The organism is Niveispirillum cyanobacteriorum (assembly GCF_002868735.1).
GTDB classification, from domain to species: Bacteria; Pseudomonadota; Alphaproteobacteria; order Azospirillales; family Azospirillaceae; genus Niveispirillum; species Niveispirillum cyanobacteriorum.
The window spans coordinates 526,392-548,116 of the sequence record NZ_CP025611.1; the positions used below are offsets into that span (position 1 = coordinate 526,392).

The window sequence follows — 21,725 nt, forward strand, 5'->3', positions numbered from 1 at the left end:
GGTGGGGACCGGATCCGCAAGGATTTCCTGTTTCAGGGATGGGGCTACCAAGAGGGGGTAGAAATGCTTCGCAACTGGATCATGGTGGCTCTGCGCACGCTGATGCGTCACCGTCTGCACGCCATATTGAACCTGTCAGGCCTGGCCGTGGGGCTGGCCGCGTGCCTGTTGATCCTGCTGTTCGTGCGCAACGAGACGGGCTATGACCGGTTCTTCAAGGATGCCGACCGCATCTATCAGGTGACGCTGGAATGGCGGGTGCCCGGCCGCAAGCCTGAGCGCGGAGCCTATACCCAGATGGGTTTTGGTCCCGCCTTTAAAAATGCACATCCAGATGTGCAGGATTTCACCCGCTTCATCCAAAGCCGCGCCATCATCTCCACGGGTGACCGGCAATTCTATGAATGGACCTTCACGGTCGATCCCACCTTCCTGCAAATCTTCGATTTCCCGCTGCTGGCGGGGGATGCTGCGACGGCACTGACCGATCCCTATTCGGTGGTCCTGACCGAAGAGATGGCGCGGAAATATTTCGGCGATACGCCGGCCCTGGGCCAGACGTTGAGCCTGGACCATAAGCACGCATTGAAGGTCACGGCGGTGGTCGCCAGCCTGCCGGCCAACACGCATCTGGATTTCGGCATTCTGCTGCCCATGGGTCATCCTGCCGGGACCTGGATGATCGACCAGGAAAAGAACTGGGGCAACACACAGGGCCAGACCTATCTGCGCCTCAAGCCGGGTGCGTCGGTGGCGCCGTTGCTGGCCGGTATCCCGGATTGGGTCAAGCGTACCTTCACGCCGATCCAGACGCCGAGCGGCCCGATCGATCTCTCTGCCCTGGCCTTCCCGGATCTGCGCCCCCTGACCAGCATCCATACTGATCCGACGGCGGGCGATGTGACGCCGGGTATCAGCCGGGCGGAATTGACCACCTTCACGGCGGTCGCGTTCCTGGTGCTGATTATCGCCTGCATCAATTTCATGAACCTCGCCACCGCGCGCGCCACCCAGCGGGCGCGGGAGGTCAGCGTGCGCAAGGTGGTGGGCGCCAGCCGGACACAGTTGGTGACGCAGTTCCTGGGCGAAAGCCTGTTTATGGCAGCGTTGGCGCTGATTGTGGCTATTGCACTGGTTGAAATCGCGCTTCCCGGATTCAGTTCTTTCCTGGGTAAGGAACTGACGCTCGATTTCGCGCGGGATTCAATGCTGTTGCCGATGCTGATCGGGTTGGCGCTGCTGGTCGGTGTGGGCGGCGGGGCTTATCCGGCCTTCCTGCTCTCCTCCTTCAATCCGGCCCAGACCATGAAAAGCGCGTCCGGCGGCACCAGTGGCGGGTCCGGCCGGCTGCGCGCGGTGCTGGTGGTGGTGCAGTTCGCCATCTCCATCGCGCTGATGGTGGCCACCTCGGTCGTCTATGGTCAGTTTATTTATGCCCAGCATAAGAACCTGGGCTACGACACCGAAAATGTCGTGATCATCGGGCATTTCCAGGATGAAGGCGTGCGGGAGAAGACGCAGACCTTCATCGACATGCTGCGCGCCGATCCCAATGTGGCCGGTGTGGGCGTGGCGGGCCATATTCCGGGCGATGGCGGCGAAAACAACACCATGATCACGCCGCTGACCGGGACCAAGCCCGAAAACCATGTCATGCGCCAGGACAGTGTCGGCCCCGGCTTCTTTGAAGCCTTGGGCATGCGCATGATTGCCGGTCGCGCCTTCGACCAGACCCGGCCCACCGATCTGGTGCAACGTCCGGATTGGATGAAACAGAACCAGCCGCCGCCGGAGAGCACCAAGGAACTGCTGCTGCCCATGGGTGTCGTGCTGAATGAAAGTGCCGTGAAGGCCCTTGGCTATGAAAGCCCGGCGGCAGCGCTGGGTCAGCAGGTGAAGATCATGGACAACATGACCACCTTCCTGATGGGTACTGTCATCGGCGTGGTGGCGGATTTCCACTACCGCTCCGTCCATGAACCGATCCGCGCTGTCATGTATATCAGCGACGAAGGTCGCCACCATGCCATGGCCGTGCGCGCCAAGGCCGGGCAGATGCAGGCGGTGGTGGACAAGATTGACCGCGTCTGGGCCGAACTGGTTCCCGACCGCCCGATCGAGCGCAGCTTCTTCGATATCAACATCGCCAACCAGTATCAGCGCGAACAGAAGACCTCGCAGATGTTCGCGACCTTTGCCGGGCTGGCGATCTTCATCTCCTGCCTGGGTCTCTATGGTCTGGCCAGCTTCACTGCCGAACGCCGGACCAAGGAGATCGGCCTGCGCAAGGTGCTGGGCGCCAGTGTGCCGGACATTGTCCGCCTGCTGGTCTGGCAGTTCTCCAAGCCGGTGCTGGTGGCAAACCTCATCGCCTGGCCCGTGGCCTGGTTCTGCATGGACCGCTGGCTGTCGGATTTCACCTACCGGATCGACCTGAACCCGCTGCTGTTCTTAGGCGCCGGATCAGTGGCGCTGGCCATCGCCTGGGTGACGGTCGGCCTGCATGCGGCCCGCGTGGCACAGGCAAAGCCGGTGAAGGCATTGCGTTACGAGTGACATTTCAAGGGATTGAGTGGGGAGGGCGATATCATGCTGAAGAACTGGGTCCTGGTGGCCATCCGTAATCTGCTGCGGCACAAGCTGTACACGGCCATCAATGTCATCGGTCTGGCCGTGGGTCTGGCCAGTTGCCTGATGATTATGCTGCATGTCCGGGACGAACTGTCCTATGACGCCTGGGTGCCCGATGCCGACCGCATCGTGCGTGTCCATACCAGCTATGAGATACCGGGCCGCGCCCCCTTCAATACCGTCCGCTCGGCGGGCAAAATGATGGAGGCCCTCACCACCGCCTATCCCGAACAGGTGGAGGTGGCGGCCCGCATGTTCCCCTATGATACCTCCATCCTGCGCGACGGTACCGTCATTCCGCAGACCGTGACCTATACGGACCCGGCGGCCCTTGCCATTTTCGGCCTGAAATTCCTGGAAGGTGATGCGGCAACGGCCCTGTCGGACCCGTCATCGCTGGTGTTGACGCAAAGTGCGGCGCGCAAATATTTCGGCGACGCCGATCCCATCGGTCGCACCCTGACCATCTGCTGTATCGGTCCCGACCGGTATGACCACCGTGTCACGGCGGTGATCGCCGACCTGCCGCTCAACACGCATCTCAAGGTGGAGATGCTGGCCCCCGTGGTGCCGCAGCGTCTGGCCGCCTTTCCCCAGGTCCTGGACACCTGGACCTCGGTGAACGTCTTCACCTATCTGAAGCTCCGCAGCACCAATGACATCGCCCGGCTGGCCGACGACAATGCCGCCTTCATCGACCGGATGATCCCCAACAAAAACAACAATGTCCGCACCTCTGACAGCACGCGCCAGCATTTCATGCCCATCCGCGATATCCGCCTGCACGCCAAACAGCAGGCCGGCGATATCGGCGACATGAAGCCAGCGGGCGATGCCGGTCTGGTGACGGCCCTCTCCATGGTGGCCCTGCTGATCCTGGCGCTGGGCTGCGTGAACTTCACCAACATGGCTATCGCCCGTTCCTCCCTGCGCGGGCGGGAGGTGGCGGTGCGCAAGGTACTTGGCGCACGCCGCCGCTCCCTGGTGGCACAGTTCCTGACCGAAGGGTCGGTGATGGTGGTGCTATCCATCCTGGTGGCGTTGGGCCTGATGGAACTGGCCCTACCGGCGTTCAATGGCGTGACGGGCAAGGACCTGTCGATCCCGCTGCTGGACCCGCTGTTCCTGTCGGCGCTGCTGGGCCTGTCGCTGCTGGTCACCCTGCTGGGGGGTGCCTATCCGGCGCTGTATCTGTCGGGGTTCCAGCCGGCCCGCATCCTGAAGGGTGAAGACGCCGCCGATGGCGGTGGCGCGCGGCTGCGGCAATTGCTGGTGGTGATGCAGTTCGCGGTGGCCATCGGCCTGTCGATCATCACCCTGGTCGTCTATCGCCAGACCATTTTCGCCACCAATGCCGAACTGGGTTTTGACCGGCAGCATGTGCTGGCCCTGCGCAACCTGGGCGGGGCGGGGTTCCAGTCGACGCGGGAAGCCGTGATGGAACAGGTGCGCCGCCTGCCCGGCGTGACGGCGGTCGCCCTGTCCTCCGACGTGCCGACCGACAATAACGAAAACAACATGATCTTCACGCTGGAAGGCTCCGGTGAGAAGGGGCAGGTGTTGAATTACCAGAGCCTGGGTGACGGGTTCATGGAACTGTACAAGGTCGCCCCCGTGGCCGGCCGCGTCTTCAACCCCTCCTTCGGCACCGATCTGATCCGCCCGCCGGCAGAGGGCGAAACGGGTCAGGCCACGGCCATGATCAACGAGGCGGCGGCCCGCCTGCTGGGCTTCGCCACCAATGCCGATGCGCTGGGCCGTGTCCTGAAGACCAAGACGTTGGGCAACGCACCTTTCGACCTCACCATCGTCGGCGTCATCCCGGATATCCGGTTCCGGTCCCTGAAATACGGGATACAGCCGACCGTAATATTCCAGGCCGAACGCCAGTTCGACACGCTGTCCATCCGTTTCGATGGGCGCGACCCGTCGGCGCTGCTGTCGCAGGTGCAGTCGCTCTGGGCCCGCATGATCAATGACCGGCCTTTCAACGCCGCCTTTGTCGAGGACATGATCGCCGCCCAGTATAATGAGGAGCGGGTGCAGGCCACCGTCTTCGCCGCCTTCTCCGGCCTTGCCATTCTGGTCGCCTGCCTGGGTCTCTATGGCCTGTCCGGCTTTGCGGCCCGGCGGCGGACCAAGGAGATCGGCCTGCGTAAGGTGTTCGGTGCCACGGTGGCACAGATCGTGGCCCTGCTGGTCTGGCAATTCTCCCGCCCCGTCATGATCGCCAACCTCGTCGCCTGGCCCATCGCCTGGTGGCTGCTGCGCGGCTGGTTGGACGGGTTCGAACAGCGTGTGGACCTGTCGCCGGCCTATTTCGTAGCGGCGGGTCTGACGGCACTGATCATCGCCTGGGTCACCGTCGCCGGCCACGCCGCCACCACCGCCATGGCCCCGCCCATCAAGGCGCTGCGGCACGAGTAATAGATCAACGTCAGGATTGGAAGGTGGGGCATGGTAAGGAACTGGCTGATGGTGGCGGTGCGCAACCTCATGCGTCACCGGCTTTATACGGCGATCAATGTCCTGGGGCTGACGGCGGGGTTGGCGGCGGCCTTGCTGATTGCCGTGTTTGTCCGGCATGAGCTGTCGTTCAATGACCGGTTCGCCAATGTCGACAGTACATGGCGCCTCAACCGCATCCTGCTGATCAATGGCCGCGCGCCGGAGCCGACGGCGTCGCAGGCCATCCCCCTGGCCCCCGCCCTGAAACAGAGCTTCCCGGAGGTGGTACAGGCGGTCCGTGTGGCCCGCGTGCGCGAAGTGGTGCGCCGGGACGGGGACAGCCTTTACCAACTGTTCTCCGCCGTCGATCCTGACTATTTCGACATTTTCGACTGGCGCTTTCTGGCCGGTGATCCGGCATCGGCCCTGACACAGCCCAACAGCGCCGTCCTGACGGTGGCGACGGCGGAAAAGCTGTTCGGCACCACCAATGTCCTGGATCGGACCATCGAGCTAGGGTCCGGCATCACCCTGCGCGTGACGGGCGTGATCGAAAATCCGCCCGTCAATGTCACCCACAAACCCGAAGCGCTGATCGCCCTCTCCACACCGCTGCCCTCCATCGACCGGGCGCGGGATCATTGGAACTGGAACTGGATCGACACCTATGTCCGCCTCGCCCCTGGCACCGATGTGGCCCGGCTGGAGGCGGCCTTGCCCGACTTCGTGCGCCGGAACAATCCCAACGCGGTGGAGGATGAAGGCCAGGGTGACCGCAATGTCCTGACACTTCAGAAACTGCGCGACGTCCATACCGCCCCCTTATCTGATGACGAGGGGACCAGCATGGCCGTTATCACCAGCCTGACGGCGCTGGCCGCCGTCATCCTGGCCATCGCCGCGGTGAATTTCGTCAATCTGGCGACGGCGCGGGCCAGCATGCGGGCGCGGGAGGTGGCGATGCGCAAGGCGCTGGGCGCGCCGCGCCGGCTGCTGGTCCTGCAATTCCTGGGGGAAAGCCTGCTGCTGACCTTCCTGTCGGGCCTGATGGCCCTGGCTTTGGTGGAGGTGACGCTGCCTTTGTTTCAGGATGCGATGTCGGTCTCCATCGATCCCGCCTATCGTGAGCTTTGGGCCATGGCCGTCATCGTGGCCGCCCTGTCCTTCGCGCTGGGTATTCTGGGCGGCCTCTATCCGGCCCTGGTCCTTTCGGGCTTCCGGCCCGCCCATGTCTTGCGCGGCAACAGCAAGGGCAATGCGGGCAGCGGGCGGCTGCGCACCATCCTGGTGGTGGCACAGTTTGCCGTGGCCATCGCGCTGACCGTCGGCACCCTGGTCGTGCTGCAACAGGCGCGTTATGCCAGCAGTCAGCAATTAGGTTTCGACAAGGATAATGTCGTCCTGCTGCGCGGGGCCGACAACAAGGCCGTGAAGCCGAAACTGGCGGCGCTGAAGCAGCGGCTGCTGGCTGATCCCGGCGTGATTGCGGTGGCGGGTGCCCCCTGGGTTCCGTCGGATGGGGCCGAAACCACCAGCGCCTATCGCCGCACCGATGACGGACAGAATGTCAGCGTCACCATCCGCACCGACAATGTCGATTACGGCTATTTCGAAGCGCTGGGTGCCCGCCTGCTGGCTGGCCGCACCTTTGATGAGAAATACGGGGCCGAAGCCGCCGCCGATGTACCATCGGGACAGCGGATGGAGGGCCGCACCGCGTCCGCCCTGCTGTCCCTGTCGGCGGTGCGACAGCTGGGCTGGGCCAGTCCGCAGGACGCCATTGGCCGGACATTGCTCTATCCACAGGATGAGGGCGATGTGACCCTGACCATCGTCGGCGTCGTCGATGATCTGCAATACCGCACGGCGCGCGACCGCACCGTTGCGTCCGTCTATCAGATCGACCAGGGCCAGATCGGCACCCTGATGGTGCGGATCAAGCCTGATGCCGCACCCGCCGTGCTGAACCGCATCGATGCGCTGTGGCGGGAGATGGTGCCCGAGGTACCGATACGCCGGCAGTTCCTGGATGAACGGATCGAGCAGCTTTACGCGCTGGATGTCCGGCAGGGCAAATTGTTTGCGGCCTTCGCGGGGCTGGCCGTGATCATCGCCTGCCTGGGCCTGTTCGGTCTGGCCAGTTTCACCGCCGAACGCCGGACCAAGGAGATCGGGATCCGGAAGGTGCTGGGTGCCAGCGTCGGGGACCTTGTGCGCCTGCTGGTCTGGCAGTTCTCGCGCCCCGTGCTGATCGCCAATCTGGTCGCCTGGCCGCTGGCCTGGTTTGGGCTCAGCCGCTGGCTGGAGGGGTTTGCCTATCGTGTGGCGCTTGACCCGCTGCTGTTCGTGGCGGCGGGGCTGGGGGCCTTGATCATCGCCTGGGCCACGGTCGCGGGCCATGCGGCGCGGGTGGCGGCGGAAAAGCCGGTTCGCGCGCTGCGGTACGAATAGGGGGGGTGGATATGCTGAAGAACTGGATCATGGTGGCGTTGCGCAACCTGCTGCGCCACAAGCTTTATACCAGCATCAATGTGCTGGGGCTGGCCGCCGGACTGGCGGCGGCCCTGCTGATCACGGTCTTTGTGCGCCATGAACTGTCGTACAACAGCCTGTTCACCGATGCGGACAAGACGCTGCGCGTCGTTCGCACTGAATATCTGCCGGGTCGCCCGCCCGCAACCCATGCCGCCATGTCCATGCCCACGGCAGCAGCCCTGAAACAGGAATTCTCCGAGATCGAAACGGTCGTCCGTTTCGGGCGCACGCGGGAGATTGTGCGCCGGGGCGATGAAAGCCTCTATGTCAGCTTTCATGCCGTGGATGTCGATTATCTGCGGCTGTTCGACTGGCCGTTCCTGTCGGGTGATCCGCGCACGGCCCTGTCGCAGCCCAACAGCACCGTCCTGACCCAGGCGCTGGCCACCAAGATTTTCGGGGCACAGGAGGCGGTGGGCCGCACCGTAACCCTGATCGATGGCCGCACGCTGACGGTCACGGGCGTTATCCAGGACCCGCCCTCCAACGTGACGGACGAGGTGGAGGCACTGGTCTCCATCGCCACGCCGTTGCCCTTCCTGGAACGGCAGCGGGAGAACTGGGGCAGCAACTGGCTGCACATCTATCTGCGGCTGGCGCCCGGTGCCGATGTTGAGCGGTTGAAGACTGATCTGAAGGGCTTTATGGCCCGTGTGCGCCCGAGCGCCAACCCGCAGGATGATGGTGGCTACCGCGCCGAACTCAGCCTGCAGCCGCTGCTGGACATTCGTACCCATCCGCTGCCCGGCGGCATCGGCACCAGCATGGCGGTGATCACCGGCCTAATCGCGCTGGCAGTGTTGATCATGGCCATTGCGGCCATCAATTTCGTCAATCTCGCAACGGCGCGGGCCACCATGCGGGCGCGGGAAGTGGCCCTGCGCAAGACGCTGGGCGCACCCCGCCGCCTGATCATCTTGCAGTTCCTGGGCGAAAGCCTGCTGCTAACCCTGCTGGCCGGTCTGCTGGCCATGGCCGTGGTGGAACTGGGTCTGGACCCGTTCCAGTCGGCCCTGGGGATCAAGATGGACCCGGCCTTCCATGCCATGGGCCTGCTGGGGGCCATCACGCTGGGCCTGTCGGTGCTGCTGGGCCTGCTGGGCGGGCTTTATCCGGCCTTCGTCCTGTCGGGTTTCCGTCCGGCACAGGTTCTGCGCTCTAACAAATCCGCCGGTGTCGGTGGCGGGCGGTTGCGCGCAGCCCTGGTGGTGGCACAGTTCGCGGTGGCCATCGGCCTGACAGTGGGCACGCTCGTCGTGCTGCAACAGACCCGCTATGCCAGCAGCCAGGAACTGGGCTTCGACAAGGAGAATGTCGTCCTGTTGCGCGGATTTGAGTATGAAGCCGCGCGGTCCAAGCTGGAAACCTTCAAGACGCGGCTGCTGGCCGATCCGGCGGTGGTGTCGGTGGCGGGTGCGCCATGGGCCCCGTCCGACCCGTCCGAACGTACCTCCACCTACGGTGTCATCACGGGCGACCGGAACGAGACGATGACGGTTCGCACCGAGCCGGTGGATTTCGGCTATTTCGAAACGCTGGGCGCCACCATGCTGGCGGGCCGCAGCTTCGACAAGGCACGCGGCGCCGATGAGGCGAAATTCGTCCCCGAAGGCAGCAGGCTGGAGGGGCGGGCCGCCGCCACCATCATCTCCGCGACCGCGGTACAGCAGTTCGGCTGGGGCAGCCCGGCAGAGGCCATCGGCCGCACCATCAATTTCCCGCAGGATGAAGGCGACATCACCTTGCAGGTAGTCGGCGTCGTCACCGACCTTCAGTATAAATCCGCCCGCAACAGCACGGTTGCCACCATCTATCACGCGGAACCGTCGGAGGCGCGGGTGCTGATGGTTCGCATCCGTCCGGGCGACGTATCTGCCACCTTGAACCGCATCGACAGCCTGTGGCGGGAGATGGTGCCCGATGTGCCGGCGCGTCGGCATTTCCTGGATGAACGGGTGGAGCTGCTTTATGCCGACGATATCCGCCAGGGCAAGCTGTTCGCGGCCTTCGCGGGGCTGGCCGTGATCATCGCCTGCCTGGGCCTGTTCGGACTGGCCAGCTTTACCGCCGAACGGCGGACGAAGGAGATCGGCATCCGCAAAGTGCTGGGCGCGTCCGTCCTGCAATTGGTGCGGCTGCTGGTCTGGCAATTCTCCCGCCCCGTACTGATCGCCAACCTGATCGCCTGGCCCGTCGCCTGGTACGGACTGAACCGCTGGCTGCAGGGCTTCGCCTATCGCGTGGACCTGGACCCGCTGCTGTTCCTGGCCGCTGGTCTGGGGGCCATGGTGATCGCCTGGGCCACTGTGGCCGGACATGCGGCACGCGTGGCCGTGGAAAAGCCGGTCAAGGCCCTGCGCTACGAATAAACCCTTCAGCCATGGCCAGATCGTCCGGGCCATTGATGTTGAAAAACGGGTCGATGCCGTCCGGTCCGGCAGGGAAGGGGACATCGACCCGCCCATGCCGGGCGGCAAAGACCCCAACCTTGCGCAGCCCCTCGTCCCGCAAGGCGGTGCGTAGGTCCTCGCGCAGGCTGACGGGCCACAGGGCGACGGTCGGGTGCCGAACGCCATCCGGCCCCACGGCCATGGCCACCGTCCCTCCGCCACCGGCCAATGCAGCCGCCAGTGCGGGATAAAGATTGGCAGGCAGAAAGGGCGTGTCACAGGGTACGCACAGGATATGTGTACTGTCTGGCCGATGTGTGGCGGTCCAGTCCATGGCCGCCAATATCCCGGCCAGCGGTCCTGGCCGGTCCGGCACATTGTCCGTCACCACGGTCAGGGACCCTAACCCCGGCACATCGCTGAAACGACCCGGGTCATCATTGGCGGACAGCAGGACAGCATCACTCCACAACCTCGCCTGTGCCATGATATGGCCCAGCAGCGGGATACCAGCCAGCAGCCGCAACCCCTTGTCGCCACCGCCCATGCGGCTGGACCATCCGCCCGCCAGGATAATGGCAACGGGCAGTCGGACAATCTCTTGTGTTTCTGGCGCGCTACCCCTCATGGAATGACTTCCGTTTCTATACGCGCATTCATGGTGTCAGACACAATGATCGGTAACAAATCTGAGATGTATCGCATTGCAACTCGCTCTAATTTTGCGGCATGCATTCATGCCTCGAATGCGTTAGGGTCATGGCGCCTTCGGCGTAGCCCGTTTGGAAATTGACCAATCTCAGATCCGTACCCAGGGGGACCAAGGACGATGCCCAATTCCTTCGATCTGTCCAAGCCGATTGTGACCGGCCAGACCCATGGCAGCCTGACAGTCGTCGGCACGGGTATCCGGTCGATCTCGCATTTCACGCAGGAGGCCATCGGCCATATCCGTGATGCCGATGTCGTGTTTTTTGGTGTTCCTGATGGTGTTACGGCCAGTTTCATCCGCGAACTGAACCCCAATTCCTATAATCTGGCCCTGCATTATGGCGAGGACAAGCGCCGCCTGATTACCTATGTGCAGATGGCTGAACTGATCCTGCGCGCCGTGCGCGAGGGCAAGCGCGTCACCGCCGTTTTCTACGGCCACCCCGGCTTCTTCGTGTCGCCCGCCCGCCGCGCCCTGAATATCGCGCGCAAGGAAGGCCACCGGACGGAGATGCTGCCCGGCATTTCCTCCACCGACTATCTGTTTGCCGACCTGCGCATTGATCCGTCCGTCCATGGTTGCCAGATACTGGATGCGACGGACCTGCTGTTGCGTAATCGGCCAGTCGTGACCTCAAGCCACGTCGTGCTTCTGCAGGTGGGTTCCGTTGGCGACAGTTTCTTCTCCGCCACGGGCTTCAAGAACAGCAAGCGGGCCATCCTGTTTGAGCGGCTGATCGAGATTTATGGCGAGAACCATCCCGCTTATCACTATGTCGGCGCCACGTTCCCTGGTCTCGACAGCCAGATCATCCGTCGGCCCTTGAAGGCCTATCGTGACCCCAAGATATTGGCTTCGGTACATTTCGCTTGTTCGGTCTATCTGCCGCCGGCAGAGGTTCTGCCTGTGGATGCCGCGATGGCGGAGCGCATGGGCGTCACGCCGCCGGGCAGCTTGGCCGCCCGCGTCGGTGATAATCTGGAAAAGGTTCCCGCGGGCGATTACGGCCCGTTCGAACTGGACGCCATCGCCCGACTGGACAAGGAACCAGTCGGTGGGCAGGAACGCCGGACCTCGAAGGCGCTTTACCGTATCCTGTCCCAGATGTCCGCCAATCCCAGTGCTGCCGAGGCGTATCGCCGCGATCCCAAGACCTATGTCAGCCTGTTCGCCGGTCTGACGGATGATGAGAAGCAGGCGCTGACCGGTCGTAGCGCGGGGGCGCTGCATACGGCGTCTCTGCAGATTGTGCGCGCGCCGGCTGTCGTGGCCGCCCCGATCCCGGCCGGCGATGTGCCGTCTTCTCCCATCAATGCCGTCACGGCCAGCGACCCTGCTGAACTGAACGATCCGGTCGAACAGAATGATGGTGGCGAACTGAACGACGCCGCCGAACTGAATGATCCCAGTGAGCTGAACGACGCCGCCGAGTTGAACGACGCTGCTGAGTTGAACGACGCTGCTGAGTTGAACGACGCCGCCGAGCTGAACGACGCTGCTGAGTTGAACGACGCCGCCGAGCTGAACGACGCTGCTGAGTTGAACGACGCCGCCGAGCTGAACGACGCTGCTGAGTTGAATGACGCCGCCGAGCTGAACGACGCTGCTGAGTTGAACGACGCTGCTGAGTTGAATGACGCCGCCGAGCTGAACGACGCTGCTGAGTTGAACGACGCTGCTGAGTTGAACGACGCCGCCGAGCTGAACGACGCTGCTGAGTTGAATGACGCTGCCGAGCTGAACGACGCTGCCGAACCTGTTGATCACAAGAAGTGATGCATCCACCATGCCGCTCTGCGCGGGCATTTAACTAACACCAACCGGCGCCGTGGTATGCTTGCATGCTGCGGCGCTATTGGTTTTGCGTCTCGCCTTTGGTTTGAATAATGATATGGAGGGAGGGGCGCATTTGTTCATCTGATCCCTGCCTTCGTCGTCTGGAAAGGACGACCATACTTTGGTTAGTCTTTGTGAACCCTCGAATGGTGCATTGCGGAGTCCAATGCGTAACATCGTGACAGACTTCTTCGGGCGTCCGGACGATATCGCTTGGTTGCTGGCGAATATCGACCAGGAGCAGGACTTGTTTCAGTCCTGTCGGCACAGGGTCGTCTTGGCGTGGTATCTGAGGCAGCGTGATACCGCTGCGGCCCTTTCGATTCTCGATGGGCTGGATAAGGAAGACTTTCTCGCCGTGCTGGAGGCGACACCGGCCTTGCGGGGGCTCTGGTACTTGGCGCGCATCGACTGTCTGCGTCTCCTGGCGCAGGTACCGGAGGCGCTGCGTCTGCTGCCCTACGCGCAGGCAGCTTTTCAGGAGGCCGGTGATCTTGTGGGTCTGGGTGATTGTGCTTTCGCGGCCGCAGAACTCTGTCTGACACAAGGCGATGCTCAAGGAGCATCGCACCTGCTTGAACGTGCCGTGGGTCTCTATCAGGAAGGCGGGGATGCCAAGCGTTCATTGATCGCTGCTGGTTGGCTGGCCTATCAGCAAAGCTATCTTGATGCCAAAGCGGCGGACGGACGTTGGGCCGAGGCGCTGGCCGCCAATAATTGGCTGGGCGATCCGGCGGTGGAGGCCTATGCCCGTACCTTCCATGGCGGCATTGCCTTTCAGTATGGGGATTTCCCTGCATCAATCCGCCACTGGCAAGAAGCTTATGATCATGCCCAGGCGGCGGGAGCGGTGTGGCTGGCCATCATCCTGGCGACGGTGACGGGGTCGGCCTATGCTAACCTGTTCGACCTTCCGACCGCGCTGGAATGGAAGGAGAAGGCCTATGCCTTGGCCAAGCCTACGGGCTGGCCTGAGGCACTGGGAACCACCTTGTCGTCAATGGCGGAGACAACGACCAGCCTGGGCGATCATGCGCGGGCGGGCTCCCTGTTTGAGGAGGCGCTGCCTTATCTGGACCGGCTGACCAATACCCGCCGTCATTTCATCGCCTATTCCGCCTATGGGCGGCTTTGCTTGGAAACCGGGGTGCCGGAACGGGCGGTTGAGTGGTTTGAAAAGGCGGGTGTCATCGCCCGTAATCTTGGTCATCCTGATACGGAACGCTTGCACAGCAGTGCGATGACGTCGGCTCTGCTCAAACTGAACCGCGTCGGCGAGGCCGAGGCGATGATCATGGGCACGCTCAATCAACCGGGTTTCCGCGGAAATCCCTATTACGAGGTCGAAGCGCTGCGGTCCTTGGCGGCCGTGCGGCGTGCGCAGGATGGGGGCGATCCGTCGCGGGCGATTGCCATACTGGAACAGGCGGTGGCCAAAGGCACCAGTATGGACGGGCTCACCATCCGGGCCGATATCTATACTGAACTCGCCCGTGATTATGAGGCGGCAGGTGACTATCGTCAGGCCCTGCACTATGAGCGCTGCGCCCGGGCAAGCTGGCAGCGCAATTTCGACCAGCAGAATGGTTCCCGCATCCAGGCCTTGCAGGTTCGTTTCGACACAGCCCGGGCCAAATCCGACGCAGAGCATCACCGGATGCTGGCCGGGGCGGAGGCTGCGCGCGCCGTCGAACTGGACCGTGCCAACCAGACGCTGGAACGGCTGGGTGTCATCGGACAGGAGATCACGGCGCGGCTGGACAGCGAGTCCGTTTTCACAACCTTGTCGCGCCATCTGCATGACCTGATGCCCACCAACACCTTGTTCGTGGGGCTGAAGGACGAGGCCAATGAGGTCATCGACATCCGGTACCGGATGGAGGATGGCAAGCGCCTGCCGTCGCGTCAGGTGCCGCTGGCATCCGACAATCTGTCCGCCCGCTGCGTGCGCGACAGCGAGGAAATCCTGGTGGCCTGGGGGGAGCGGACCAACCCCAACTCCGTGCCCGGCACCCGTCATATGCGCACAGTCCTGTTCCGCCCTCTGACCCTGGGGGACCGGGTACTGGGGGTGGTGTCGGTGCAGAGTGACAAGCCCGATGCCTATGGCCCCCGCGAATTGCTGATCTTCCGGACCATCTGTGCCTACGGCGCTATCGCCATGGCCAATGCGGAGGCGTATCAGCAACTGGACCGCGCCGTCGCCGAAACGCGGGAGGCGTTGCAGCGCCTGGTGCAGCAGGAAAAGATGGCTGCCCTGGGCCAGCTTGTCGCCGGTGTGGCGCATGAGGTGAATACGCCGCTGGGTGTTACGCTGTCGGCTGTGTCGCAACTGAACGACAGCGTCCGCCATCTGCGTGACCTGATCAAGCGCGGCAGCCTCACCCGCGCCCTGCTGACCGAGACGCTGGATAATGGACAGGATCTGGCCGCCCTGGCCCAGCGCAACGTGGTCCGCGCCGCCGACATGATCCGCACATTCAAGGGCGTGGCCGTTGACCATGGCAGTGACGAACGCCGCATCTTTGATTTGGATGAATACCTGACCGAGATCATGTCCCTGGTCCGTGCTCGGGTCACAGGCAATGGCAACCGGCTGGAGCTTGATGTCGTCTCGGTTCAGATGGACACCTATCCCGGCGCGCTGGCGCAGGTGATCACCAATCTGGTGACCAATGTTGCCGACCATGCCTATGCGCCCGACCGTCCGGGCCGCATCCTGGTGCAGGCAAGGCGGATCGATTCAATGGTGGTGGAAATTGCGGTGCAGGATCACGGTGCCGGCATTCCGCCCGATATCCTGCCAAAGGTTTTCGACCCGTTCTTCACGACCCGCCGCGCATCGGGCAGCATGGGTCTGGGTCTGCATGTCGCGTTCAATCAGGTTACACAGCGTTTGAATGGCAATATCGTCATCGACAGTGTGCCGGGGCGCGGCACCGTGGCCATTCTGCGCATCCCGCGCGAGGTATCGGGTCACATCCCGACCCGCATCCTGCCCACGCCGGCAGGTGCTGAGATGGATATCACACCAGCGCGTTGAACGTGGCGGCCAGGAACAGGGCAACCGACAGGACCGTGGCAATCTCAAAGGCGCTGGCGCCATCCTTGATGAAGCTGCCGAAGCCGGAGAGGACTTCATCGGCGTCATGGGCGGCGGCGTTGATATAGGCGGACATGGGCTTTCTCCGTAAATCCGGTGGTGTTTCGCGTTGCTGCGGATCAGAGCATCGTGTGCAGGGCCAGGGTCAGCAGACCACCGATAGCCAGTGCCGTCGCCGCTTCGATCAGATCGGCAGCTGTGGGCAGAGAGGCGAACAGGCTGCTCAGGATGCTGTCATCGGCGGCATTGATCTGGCTCGTCAGGCTCGTCATTTTCATCTCCGTGGGTTCGTGTCTTTCGATAACCCTGTAAGAGCAAAGGATGTGCCAAGTGCCTTTTTGCCGTATTCTGGAAAATAATCGAGGGTGGTTGGCGCTGTTCAGCCTACAAAATGGCGAAAAAGACGATTAGTGGTCGAAATTGAGACCGGATATAGGTTTGTACTGTCCGAAAATGAACAGCGATGATGGCGCTACTGTTCGCCTGTGGACGCTGCCGGTGGGGCAGCCGCGTTCCCCTTTATGGATGTCGATGCAGGCCCGCCACGTGTTCGCGTCTCAACATTCCTGAAACGCAAAAAGCCCGCCGGACGGGCGGGCTGTGCGGCTGCGCGGAGGGGCCGTGATCGGCGGTCGCGCATGATGTGGGCTTTGAGTAGTGGGTGCCTTGGGGCTGCCCCGGTGCCGGCGATGCGGCGGTCAGCGGTTTCATCGTGCCGGGCCATCCCGGCCACTCCCTTCTTCCCTTCCGCTGAATACAGGGGGAAGGGAGGGGGATCAGATCAGGGCGTGCAGGATGGTCGCGATAAAGGCGGCGACGGACAGGACCGTGGCAGCTTCGACAGTGCTGACGCCATCCTTCACAAAGGCACCGAAGCCGGACAGGACTTCATCGGCATCGTGGGCGGCGGCGTTGATCATGGCGGACATGGGGGAACTCTCCTTCAGGCGGGTGGGGGGATCAGAACAGGGCGTTCAGCAGGACAGCCATGAAACCGGCGACAGCGACGATGGCAACGGCTTCGACAGCATGGCTCAGCGTGGGAAGGGAAGCGCGGAAGCCGGACAGAACGTCGTTGGCGTCATGGGCGGCGGCATTGAGATAGGCAGACATAATTTTCTCTTTCTCTTCAGTGTGTTGGTGGATCAGAGCATCGTGTGCAGGGCCAGCGTCAGCAGGCCGCCGATGGCCAGGGCCGTCACAGCTTCGATCATTTCTGCGGCCGTCGGCAGGGAGGCCAGGAAGCTGCTCAGCATGTTCTCGTCGGCGGCTTCGATCTTGTTCGTCAGGTCGGTCATTTTCATCTCCGTGGGTTCGTGTCTCTCGATGACCCTGTATTAGCAAGGGGCGTGCCAAGTGAGTTTTTGGCGCATTCTGGAAAATACAAGGCTGATCGAGAGGCGTTGATGTTTAGAAAGTGGTGAATTTGGCGATAAGTGGTTTGGATTGCGACAACATCGGGGCGGCGACTGTCCGGAAATGGACAAGGATCGGGGCCGGGATGTCCGCTGGCGAACGATTTACGCCTGTCCCGGCTCGACATGCGTGATTTGCATCACATGGCGAAGCAGGTATGCGTCAGATGCAAAAACCCCCGCCGGAGCGATCCGACGGGGGTGGAACAGCAATAATGACTGGATGAAATCAGGTCGGCGGGGCAATCGCCCGCCTTGCTCTAAAATCAGTGCTTTTCGCTGATCACCTGCTGGCGCAGCACATCGATGGGGGCCAGGGCACCCTCGCGCTGGAAGTGCCAGAAGGTCCAGCCATTGCAGGCCGGCAGGCCCTGCATGGCGGCACCGACCTGATGGATGGAGCCCTTATGTTCGCCCAGATGGTTCTGCGCCACCAGCGTGCCATCGGCGCGGACCTTGGCGATATGGCGGCGGCGATTATCGAACAGCATGGTGCCGGGCTTCAGGAAGCCGCGTTCGATCAGGTTGCCGAACGGCACGCGCGGCTGGCTGCGCTTGTTGGTAACCTCCAGCAGCTCCGGCTCTGCCACCTCTTCGACCTGGGCGATGCGCTCATTGGCCAGGCGCGCATATTCATGCTCGCGCTCGATGCCGATCCATTTGCGGCGCAGGCGTTTGGCCACGGCCCCGGTGGTGCCCGTGCCGAAGAACGGGTCCAAGACGGTGTCGCCCACCTTGGTGGAGGACATCAGCACGCGGAACAGCAGGCTTTCCGGCTTCTGCGTCGGGTGCGCCTTCTGCCCCGTTTCGTCACGCAGACGCTCGCCCCCGGTGCAGAGTGGCAGGGTCCAGTCGGAGCGCATCTGCAAATCCTCGTTCAGCGCCTTCATCGCCTCATAGGCGAAGTAGTATTTGCTGTCCTTGGATTTGGACGCCCAGATCAGGGTTTCATGGGCATTGGCGAAACGACGGCCCTTGAAATTGGGCATCGGGTTCGACTTGCGCCAGATAATGTCGTTCAGCACCCAGTAGCCCAGGTCCTGAAGAATGGCGCCGACGCGGAAGATATTGTGGTAGCTGCCGATCACCCACAGGGTGCCGTCATCCTTCAGCGTGTGGCGGGCCGCATCCAGCCAATCGCGGGTGAAGCGATCATAGCTTTGGAAATCCTGGAAACGATCCCAGTCCTCATCCACCCCATCGACGCGGGTATGGTTGGGGCGCATCAGGTCGCCATTCAATTGCAGATTATAGGGCGGGTCGGCGAAGACAACATCGACCGAACCGGCGGGCATATCCCGCATCAGCTGAACGCAATCACCGACAAGAATCCGGTTGGTCGCAAGTTTTTCATTCATGTTTTTGGCCGCCGACTCGGGAGGGGAATTTCGCCGACAATGATTCGGCCCCGAGTCGCCGTCAATAGAAAAATTTTGGAAGAGTCAGAAGAGTCAGAGAGTTAGAGCAAGTTGTTCGGAAACTGGTGCAAAAGAACGCCGGTGATGCGGCGTCGGACCAAGGCTTTTGATGGCGGCGCGATGGGCGGCGGTGCCATAGCCCTGATTGCGTTCCCAACCATATCCGGGGTGTTGGATGGCCAACTGCCCCATGATCTTGTCCCGCGTCACCTTGGCGACGATGGAGGCGGCAGCGATGGACAGGGACAATGCGTCGCCTTCGACCAGTGTTTCCACTTGGCAACGAAGCTTAGGCGGACGATTGCCGTCCACCAGTGCCAGGGATGGCATACGACCGATTTTTGTGGCCAGTTCGTCCACGGCGCGGGCCATGGCCAGGAAAGTGGCCTGTAAAATGTTTACCGCGTCGATTTCCTCTACCGACGCGATGCCGACGCCGAACGGGGCATTGGCGATGATGCGCTCGAACATCGCCTCCCGCTGCGCCTGCTTCACCTGCTTGCTGTCGTTGATGCCCGTACACCAGTCGGGGATGGCGTCATGGGGCAGAAGGACGGCACCCGCGACCACGGGACCGGCGAGCGGACCACGCCCCGCCTCGTCCACACCGCAGACCGGGCAATCCGGGCCATGGCCCAGGCGAATTTCGTGCGAAAGATCAGGCATGTGCCCTGTGTGGCAAAAGCCGGCTTTCTGTGCAAGTCCGTCATGCCGGGCGTGATGGCCGCATTTGCGATGGATCAAGGCGGCATCGGTGCGGCGGGCGCAATGTTCGGCCCATCCGCGATCCGACCGAAGCCGTCTCAGAGGTCCCGTCATGCGTCCTGACCTTGTCGCCAAGTACCGTCACCAGCGCGTGCCCCGCTACACCTCCTATCCGGCTTCCCCGCATTTCACCGATGCGGTGACGGTGGACACCTACCGGAACTGGCTGCGGGAGACGGACCCCGGTTCGTCCCTGTCACTTTATCTGCATCTGCCCTTCTGCAAATCCATGTGCTGGTATTGCGGTTGCCACACGATGGTCGTGCGACATGAGGACCCGATCTGGTCCTATCTGGCGGCCCTGTCGACCGAACTGCGCAGCGTGGCGGCCCTGCTGCCCGACGGCCCCATCGTCCGGCATGTGCATTTCGGCGGCGGTACGCCCACCCTGCTGCCGGTCCAGGGCTTCCGGGCCTTGATGGCCGAGTTGCGCACCCGCTTCCGCATTGCCCCCGACGCGGAAATCGCCATCGAGATTGATCCCCGGACGCTGACTGCCGACATGGTGGAGGCGCTGGGCGATGTCGGCGTCACCCGCGCCTCGCTGGGTGTGCAAAGCTTTGATCCTGATGTGCAGGCGGCCATCAACCGCATTCAGCCCTTCGGCATGACGGAGAATGCGGTCACCAGCCTGCGCGCCGCCGGCATCCAGGGCATCAACCTGGACCTGATCTATGGTCTGCCGCGCCAGACCGTGGCGTCCTGCGTGGAAACGGTGCGGCAGGCGATCAGCCTGAACCCCGACCGTCTGTCCATCTTCGGCTATGCCCATATGCCGGGTTTCAAGGCCCATCAGGGCCGTATCGATCCCGAAACGTTACCTGACGCCGATGAACGCGTGGCGCAATTGCGGGCCATGGAGATGGCGGTCATGGCGCTCGGCTATGTGCGGATCGGTATGGACCATTTCGCCCGCCCTGACGATGCCATTGCCATTGCCGCCGAACAGGGCACGCTGCGCCGGAATTTCCAGGGCTATACGACGGATGAGTCCGATATGCTGCTGGCTTTCGGCGCATCCGCCATCGGCAAGCTGCCCCAGGGCTATGTCGCCAATATCCTGGCCTTGCCGGCCTATCTGAAGGCGATAGAGGCCGATGGCCTCGCCACCGCGCGCGGTTACCGGATGAGTTTGGATGACAAGTTGCGGGCTACCGTGATCGAGGCGCTGATGTGTCGTTTCGATGTCGATCTGGCCAAGGTAGCGGCTGCCTTTGACACCCCGCACGAGGCGATCATGCCCGATGCAAGGGCGCTTGCCGATCTGGCCGGCGATGGGGTGGCCCATTTACAGGGGACGCGGCTGGTCGTTCCCGATGCGGCACGACCGTTGGTGCGTTCCGTGGCGGCCTTGTTCGACCGGCATCTGGACCCCGAGGGCGGGCGGCATAGCAAGGCGATTTGACGGTCCACAATACTGGACAGGGCGGGATGGGCGCGGCATTGTCGGCGATCAATCGACCGTCATAAAAGTGCAATGAACATGCGATCCATCCGCGTCCTGTTGCTGGCGGCTTCTGCCGTTGCCCTCTCGTCCTGTTCCATCAATATCGGTGCCCGCGACGACAAGGCCCCGCCGCCCCCCGTCGCGGTCGCGCCGCCGCCGGCACCCGTGGTCGCCAAGCCAGGCCCGGAGGATGATCCGCGCCTGCTGGCCACGCTCTATATGCAGCAGGCCGAAGAACTGCGCCGCCTGTCGAAGCAGGCCTATGCCCTGGCCGCTGTCCGCCTGCCGGCCGCGCTGAAAAAGCCGGGATCGTCGGCCCTGGAACAGACCGATGGCGGTAAGGGCAAGCCGCCCGCCGCGATCTTCGACGTGGATGAAACGGTGCTGGATAACAGCCCGCATCAGGCCCGCGCCATCCTGTCCGGCACCCGCAATTTCGATCTGGGCCAGTGGGACGAATGGGTTGGCGAGCGTGCGGCCACGCCCATGGCCGGTGCCGTCGATTTCGTGAAGGAACTGCGGCGGAACAAGGTGCGCGTGGTCTATATCACCAACCGTGAATGCCGCCCCCGCGCCACCAATCCCGGCGATCCCTGCCCGCAGCATGCCGACACGCTGGCCAATCTGAACGCGGTCGGCCTGGGCCCCGTGGCCCCGGAAGATCTGATGCTGAAAGGCCAGAATGGCTGGCCCAGCGACAAGGCCCCGCGCCGTCAGGAGGTCATCAAGACCCATCGCATCATCATGTCCTTCGGTGACCAGTTCTCCGACATGATGAGCGTGACGCGCAAGGATGACAGTGCGACCCGCGCCCGCATCGCGGCAGCGCATGAGGATCTGTGGAACACCCGCTGGATCGTCATCCCCAACCCAACCTATGGCCAGTGGGTCGATGTGCTGCCCGAACCGATCAGCGGGTCCTTGCGCACGAAGTGAGGCTCAGCGGGCGTCGTCAGACCGTTGACGGCGCCCGTACGATCCCCGATGCTATGGACAGTGCGCGCTGGGGCGCCTCCTGTCCGCGG

Annotated in this window: 16 protein-coding genes; 8 read left to right on the top strand and 8 right to left on the bottom strand. The window is 62.9% G+C overall.

Annotated features, from left to right (window positions below; translation table 11 throughout):
* Window positions 1–63 precede the first annotated feature (63 nt).
* Genes C0V82_RS02315 through C0V82_RS02330 form a run of 4 tightly spaced genes read left to right on the top strand, consistent with a single transcriptional unit; the run spans window position 64 to window position 9,983 of the window.
* Entirely contained in the window at window positions 64–2,556 is a 2,493-nt protein-coding gene (locus C0V82_RS02315) for an ABC transporter permease (RefSeq protein WP_102110954.1), read from the top strand.
* A gap of 33 nt (window positions 2,557–2,589) precedes the next feature.
* Entirely contained in the window at window positions 2,590–5,058 is a 2,469-nt protein-coding gene (locus tag C0V82_RS02320; RefSeq protein WP_158659684.1) for an ABC transporter permease, read from the top strand.
* A gap of 30 nt (window positions 5,059–5,088) precedes the next feature.
* Window positions 5,089–7,530 (top strand): ABC transporter permease, encoded by a 2,442-nt coding sequence (locus C0V82_RS02325; RefSeq protein WP_102110956.1) that lies wholly within the window; start codon window positions 5,089–5,091, stop codon window positions 7,528–7,530.
* Between the two features lie 11 nt (window positions 7,531–7,541).
* Entirely contained in the window at window positions 7,542–9,983 is a 2,442-nt protein-coding gene (locus C0V82_RS02330) for an ABC transporter permease (RefSeq protein WP_158659685.1), read from the top strand.
* Here the strand turns inward: C0V82_RS02330 and mobA are convergent.
* Window positions 9,961–10,632, bottom strand: a complete 672-nt coding sequence (mobA, locus tag C0V82_RS02335; protein WP_102110958.1) for a molybdenum cofactor guanylyltransferase MobA — start codon at window positions 10,630–10,632, stop codon at window positions 9,961–9,963. The genes C0V82_RS02330 and mobA overlap by 23 nt on opposite strands.
* Window positions 10,633–10,833: 201 nt before the next feature.
* On the opposite strand from mobA, the gene C0V82_RS02340 reads away from it, so the two are divergent.
* Window positions 10,834–12,492 carry an SAM-dependent methyltransferase gene (locus tag C0V82_RS02340; RefSeq protein WP_102110959.1) on the top strand — a complete coding sequence of 553 codons (1,659 nt, stop codon included), beginning with the start codon at window positions 10,834–10,836 and terminating at the stop codon, window positions 12,490–12,492.
* 226 nt (window positions 12,493–12,718) lie between these two features.
* Window positions 12,719–15,595, top strand: a complete 2,877-nt coding sequence (locus C0V82_RS02345) for an ATP-binding protein (RefSeq protein WP_102110960.1) — start codon at window positions 12,719–12,721, stop codon at window positions 15,593–15,595.
* Here C0V82_RS02345 and C0V82_RS26695 read toward each other — a convergent pair.
* The 7 genes from C0V82_RS26695 to C0V82_RS02355 all read right to left on the bottom strand — a co-directional run bounded on the left by C0V82_RS26695 (window position 15,579) and on the right by C0V82_RS02355 (window position 19,154).
* Entirely contained in the window at window positions 15,579–15,731 is a 153-nt protein-coding gene (locus tag C0V82_RS26695; protein WP_158659686.1) for a hypothetical protein, read from the bottom strand. The two genes, C0V82_RS02345 and C0V82_RS26695, sit on opposite strands and share 17 nt — an antisense overlap.
* Before the next feature lie 43 nt (window positions 15,732–15,774).
* Window positions 15,775–15,927: a hypothetical protein gene (locus tag C0V82_RS26700; protein WP_158659687.1), complete on the bottom strand. Its 153-nt coding sequence runs from the start codon at window positions 15,925–15,927 to the stop codon at window positions 15,775–15,777.
* A gap of 504 nt (window positions 15,928–16,431) precedes the next feature.
* Window positions 16,432–16,584 carry a hypothetical protein gene (locus C0V82_RS26705; RefSeq protein ID WP_158659688.1) on the bottom strand — a complete coding sequence of 51 codons (153 nt, stop codon included), beginning with the start codon at window positions 16,582–16,584 and terminating at the stop codon, window positions 16,432–16,434.
* Between the two features lie 31 nt (window positions 16,585–16,615).
* Window positions 16,616–16,768: a hypothetical protein gene (locus C0V82_RS26710; RefSeq protein ID WP_158659689.1), complete on the bottom strand. Its 153-nt coding sequence runs from the start codon at window positions 16,766–16,768 to the stop codon at window positions 16,616–16,618.
* Window positions 16,769–16,800: 32 nt separating this feature from the next.
* Window positions 16,801–16,953 (bottom strand): hypothetical protein, encoded by a 153-nt coding sequence (locus C0V82_RS26715; protein WP_158659690.1) that lies wholly within the window; start codon window positions 16,951–16,953, stop codon window positions 16,801–16,803.
* 383 nt (window positions 16,954–17,336) lie between these two features.
* The gene (locus C0V82_RS02350) at window positions 17,337–18,428 is read right to left on the bottom strand and encodes a site-specific DNA-methyltransferase (RefSeq protein WP_102110961.1); all 1,092 of its coding nucleotides are present in this window, start codon (window positions 18,426–18,428) and stop codon (window positions 17,337–17,339) included.
* Window positions 18,429–18,521: 93 nt separating this feature from the next.
* Complete coding sequence (locus C0V82_RS02355) at window positions 18,522–19,154, bottom strand: ribonuclease HII (RefSeq protein ID WP_102110962.1); 633 nt, start codon at window positions 19,152–19,154, stop codon at window positions 18,522–18,524.
* Between the two features lie 151 nt (window positions 19,155–19,305).
* On the opposite strand from C0V82_RS02355, the gene hemN reads away from it, so the two are divergent.
* Window positions 19,306–20,658 (top strand): oxygen-independent coproporphyrinogen III oxidase, encoded by a 1,353-nt coding sequence (gene hemN, locus C0V82_RS02360; RefSeq protein ID WP_102110963.1) that lies wholly within the window; start codon window positions 19,306–19,308, stop codon window positions 20,656–20,658.
* Between the two features lie 78 nt (window positions 20,659–20,736).
* Window positions 20,737–21,636: a 5'-nucleotidase, lipoprotein e(P4) family gene (locus tag C0V82_RS02365; protein WP_158659691.1), complete on the top strand. Its 900-nt coding sequence runs from the start codon at window positions 20,737–20,739 to the stop codon at window positions 21,634–21,636.
* Window positions 21,637–21,725: the final 89 nt, after the last annotated feature.

Bases quoted from the DNA above. Each gene is read 5' to 3' on its own strand.
- C0V82_RS02315 (WP_102110954.1), top strand. From the start codon at position 64: ATGCTTCGCAACTGGATCATGGTGGCTCTGCGCACGCTGATGCGTCAC.
- C0V82_RS02320 (WP_158659684.1), top strand. From the start codon at position 2,590: ATGCTGAAGAACTGGGTCCTGGTGGCCATCCGTAATCTGCTGCGGCAC.
- C0V82_RS02325 (WP_102110956.1), top strand. From the start codon at position 5,089: ATGGTAAGGAACTGGCTGATGGTGGCGGTGCGCAACCTCATGCGTCAC.
- C0V82_RS02330 (WP_158659685.1), top strand. From the start codon at position 7,542: ATGCTGAAGAACTGGATCATGGTGGCGTTGCGCAACCTGCTGCGCCAC.
- mobA (WP_102110958.1), bottom strand. From the start codon at position 10,632: ATGAGGGGTAGCGCGCCAGAAACACAAGAGATTGTCCGACTGCCCGTT.
- C0V82_RS02340 (WP_102110959.1), top strand. From the start codon at position 10,834: ATGCCCAATTCCTTCGATCTGTCCAAGCCGATTGTGACCGGCCAGACC.
- C0V82_RS02345 (WP_102110960.1), top strand. From the start codon at position 12,719: ATGCGTAACATCGTGACAGACTTCTTCGGGCGTCCGGACGATATCGCT.
- C0V82_RS26695 (WP_158659686.1), bottom strand. From the start codon at position 15,731: ATGTCCGCCTATATCAACGCCGCCGCCCATGACGCCGATGAAGTCCTC.
- C0V82_RS26700 (WP_158659687.1), bottom strand. From the start codon at position 15,927: ATGACGAGCCTGACGAGCCAGATCAATGCCGCCGATGACAGCATCCTG.
- C0V82_RS26705 (WP_158659688.1), bottom strand. From the start codon at position 16,584: ATGTCCGCCATGATCAACGCCGCCGCCCACGATGCCGATGAAGTCCTG.
- C0V82_RS26710 (WP_158659689.1), bottom strand. From the start codon at position 16,768: ATGTCTGCCTATCTCAATGCCGCCGCCCATGACGCCAACGACGTTCTG.
- C0V82_RS26715 (WP_158659690.1), bottom strand. From the start codon at position 16,953: ATGACCGACCTGACGAACAAGATCGAAGCCGCCGACGAGAACATGCTG.
- C0V82_RS02350 (WP_102110961.1), bottom strand. From the start codon at position 18,428: ATGAATGAAAAACTTGCGACCAACCGGATTCTTGTCGGTGATTGCGTT.
- C0V82_RS02355 (WP_102110962.1), bottom strand. From the start codon at position 19,154: ATGCCTGATCTTTCGCACGAAATTCGCCTGGGCCATGGCCCGGATTGC.
- hemN (WP_102110963.1), top strand. From the start codon at position 19,306: ATGCGTCCTGACCTTGTCGCCAAGTACCGTCACCAGCGCGTGCCCCGC.
- C0V82_RS02365 (WP_158659691.1), top strand. From the start codon at position 20,737: ATGCGATCCATCCGCGTCCTGTTGCTGGCGGCTTCTGCCGTTGCCCTC.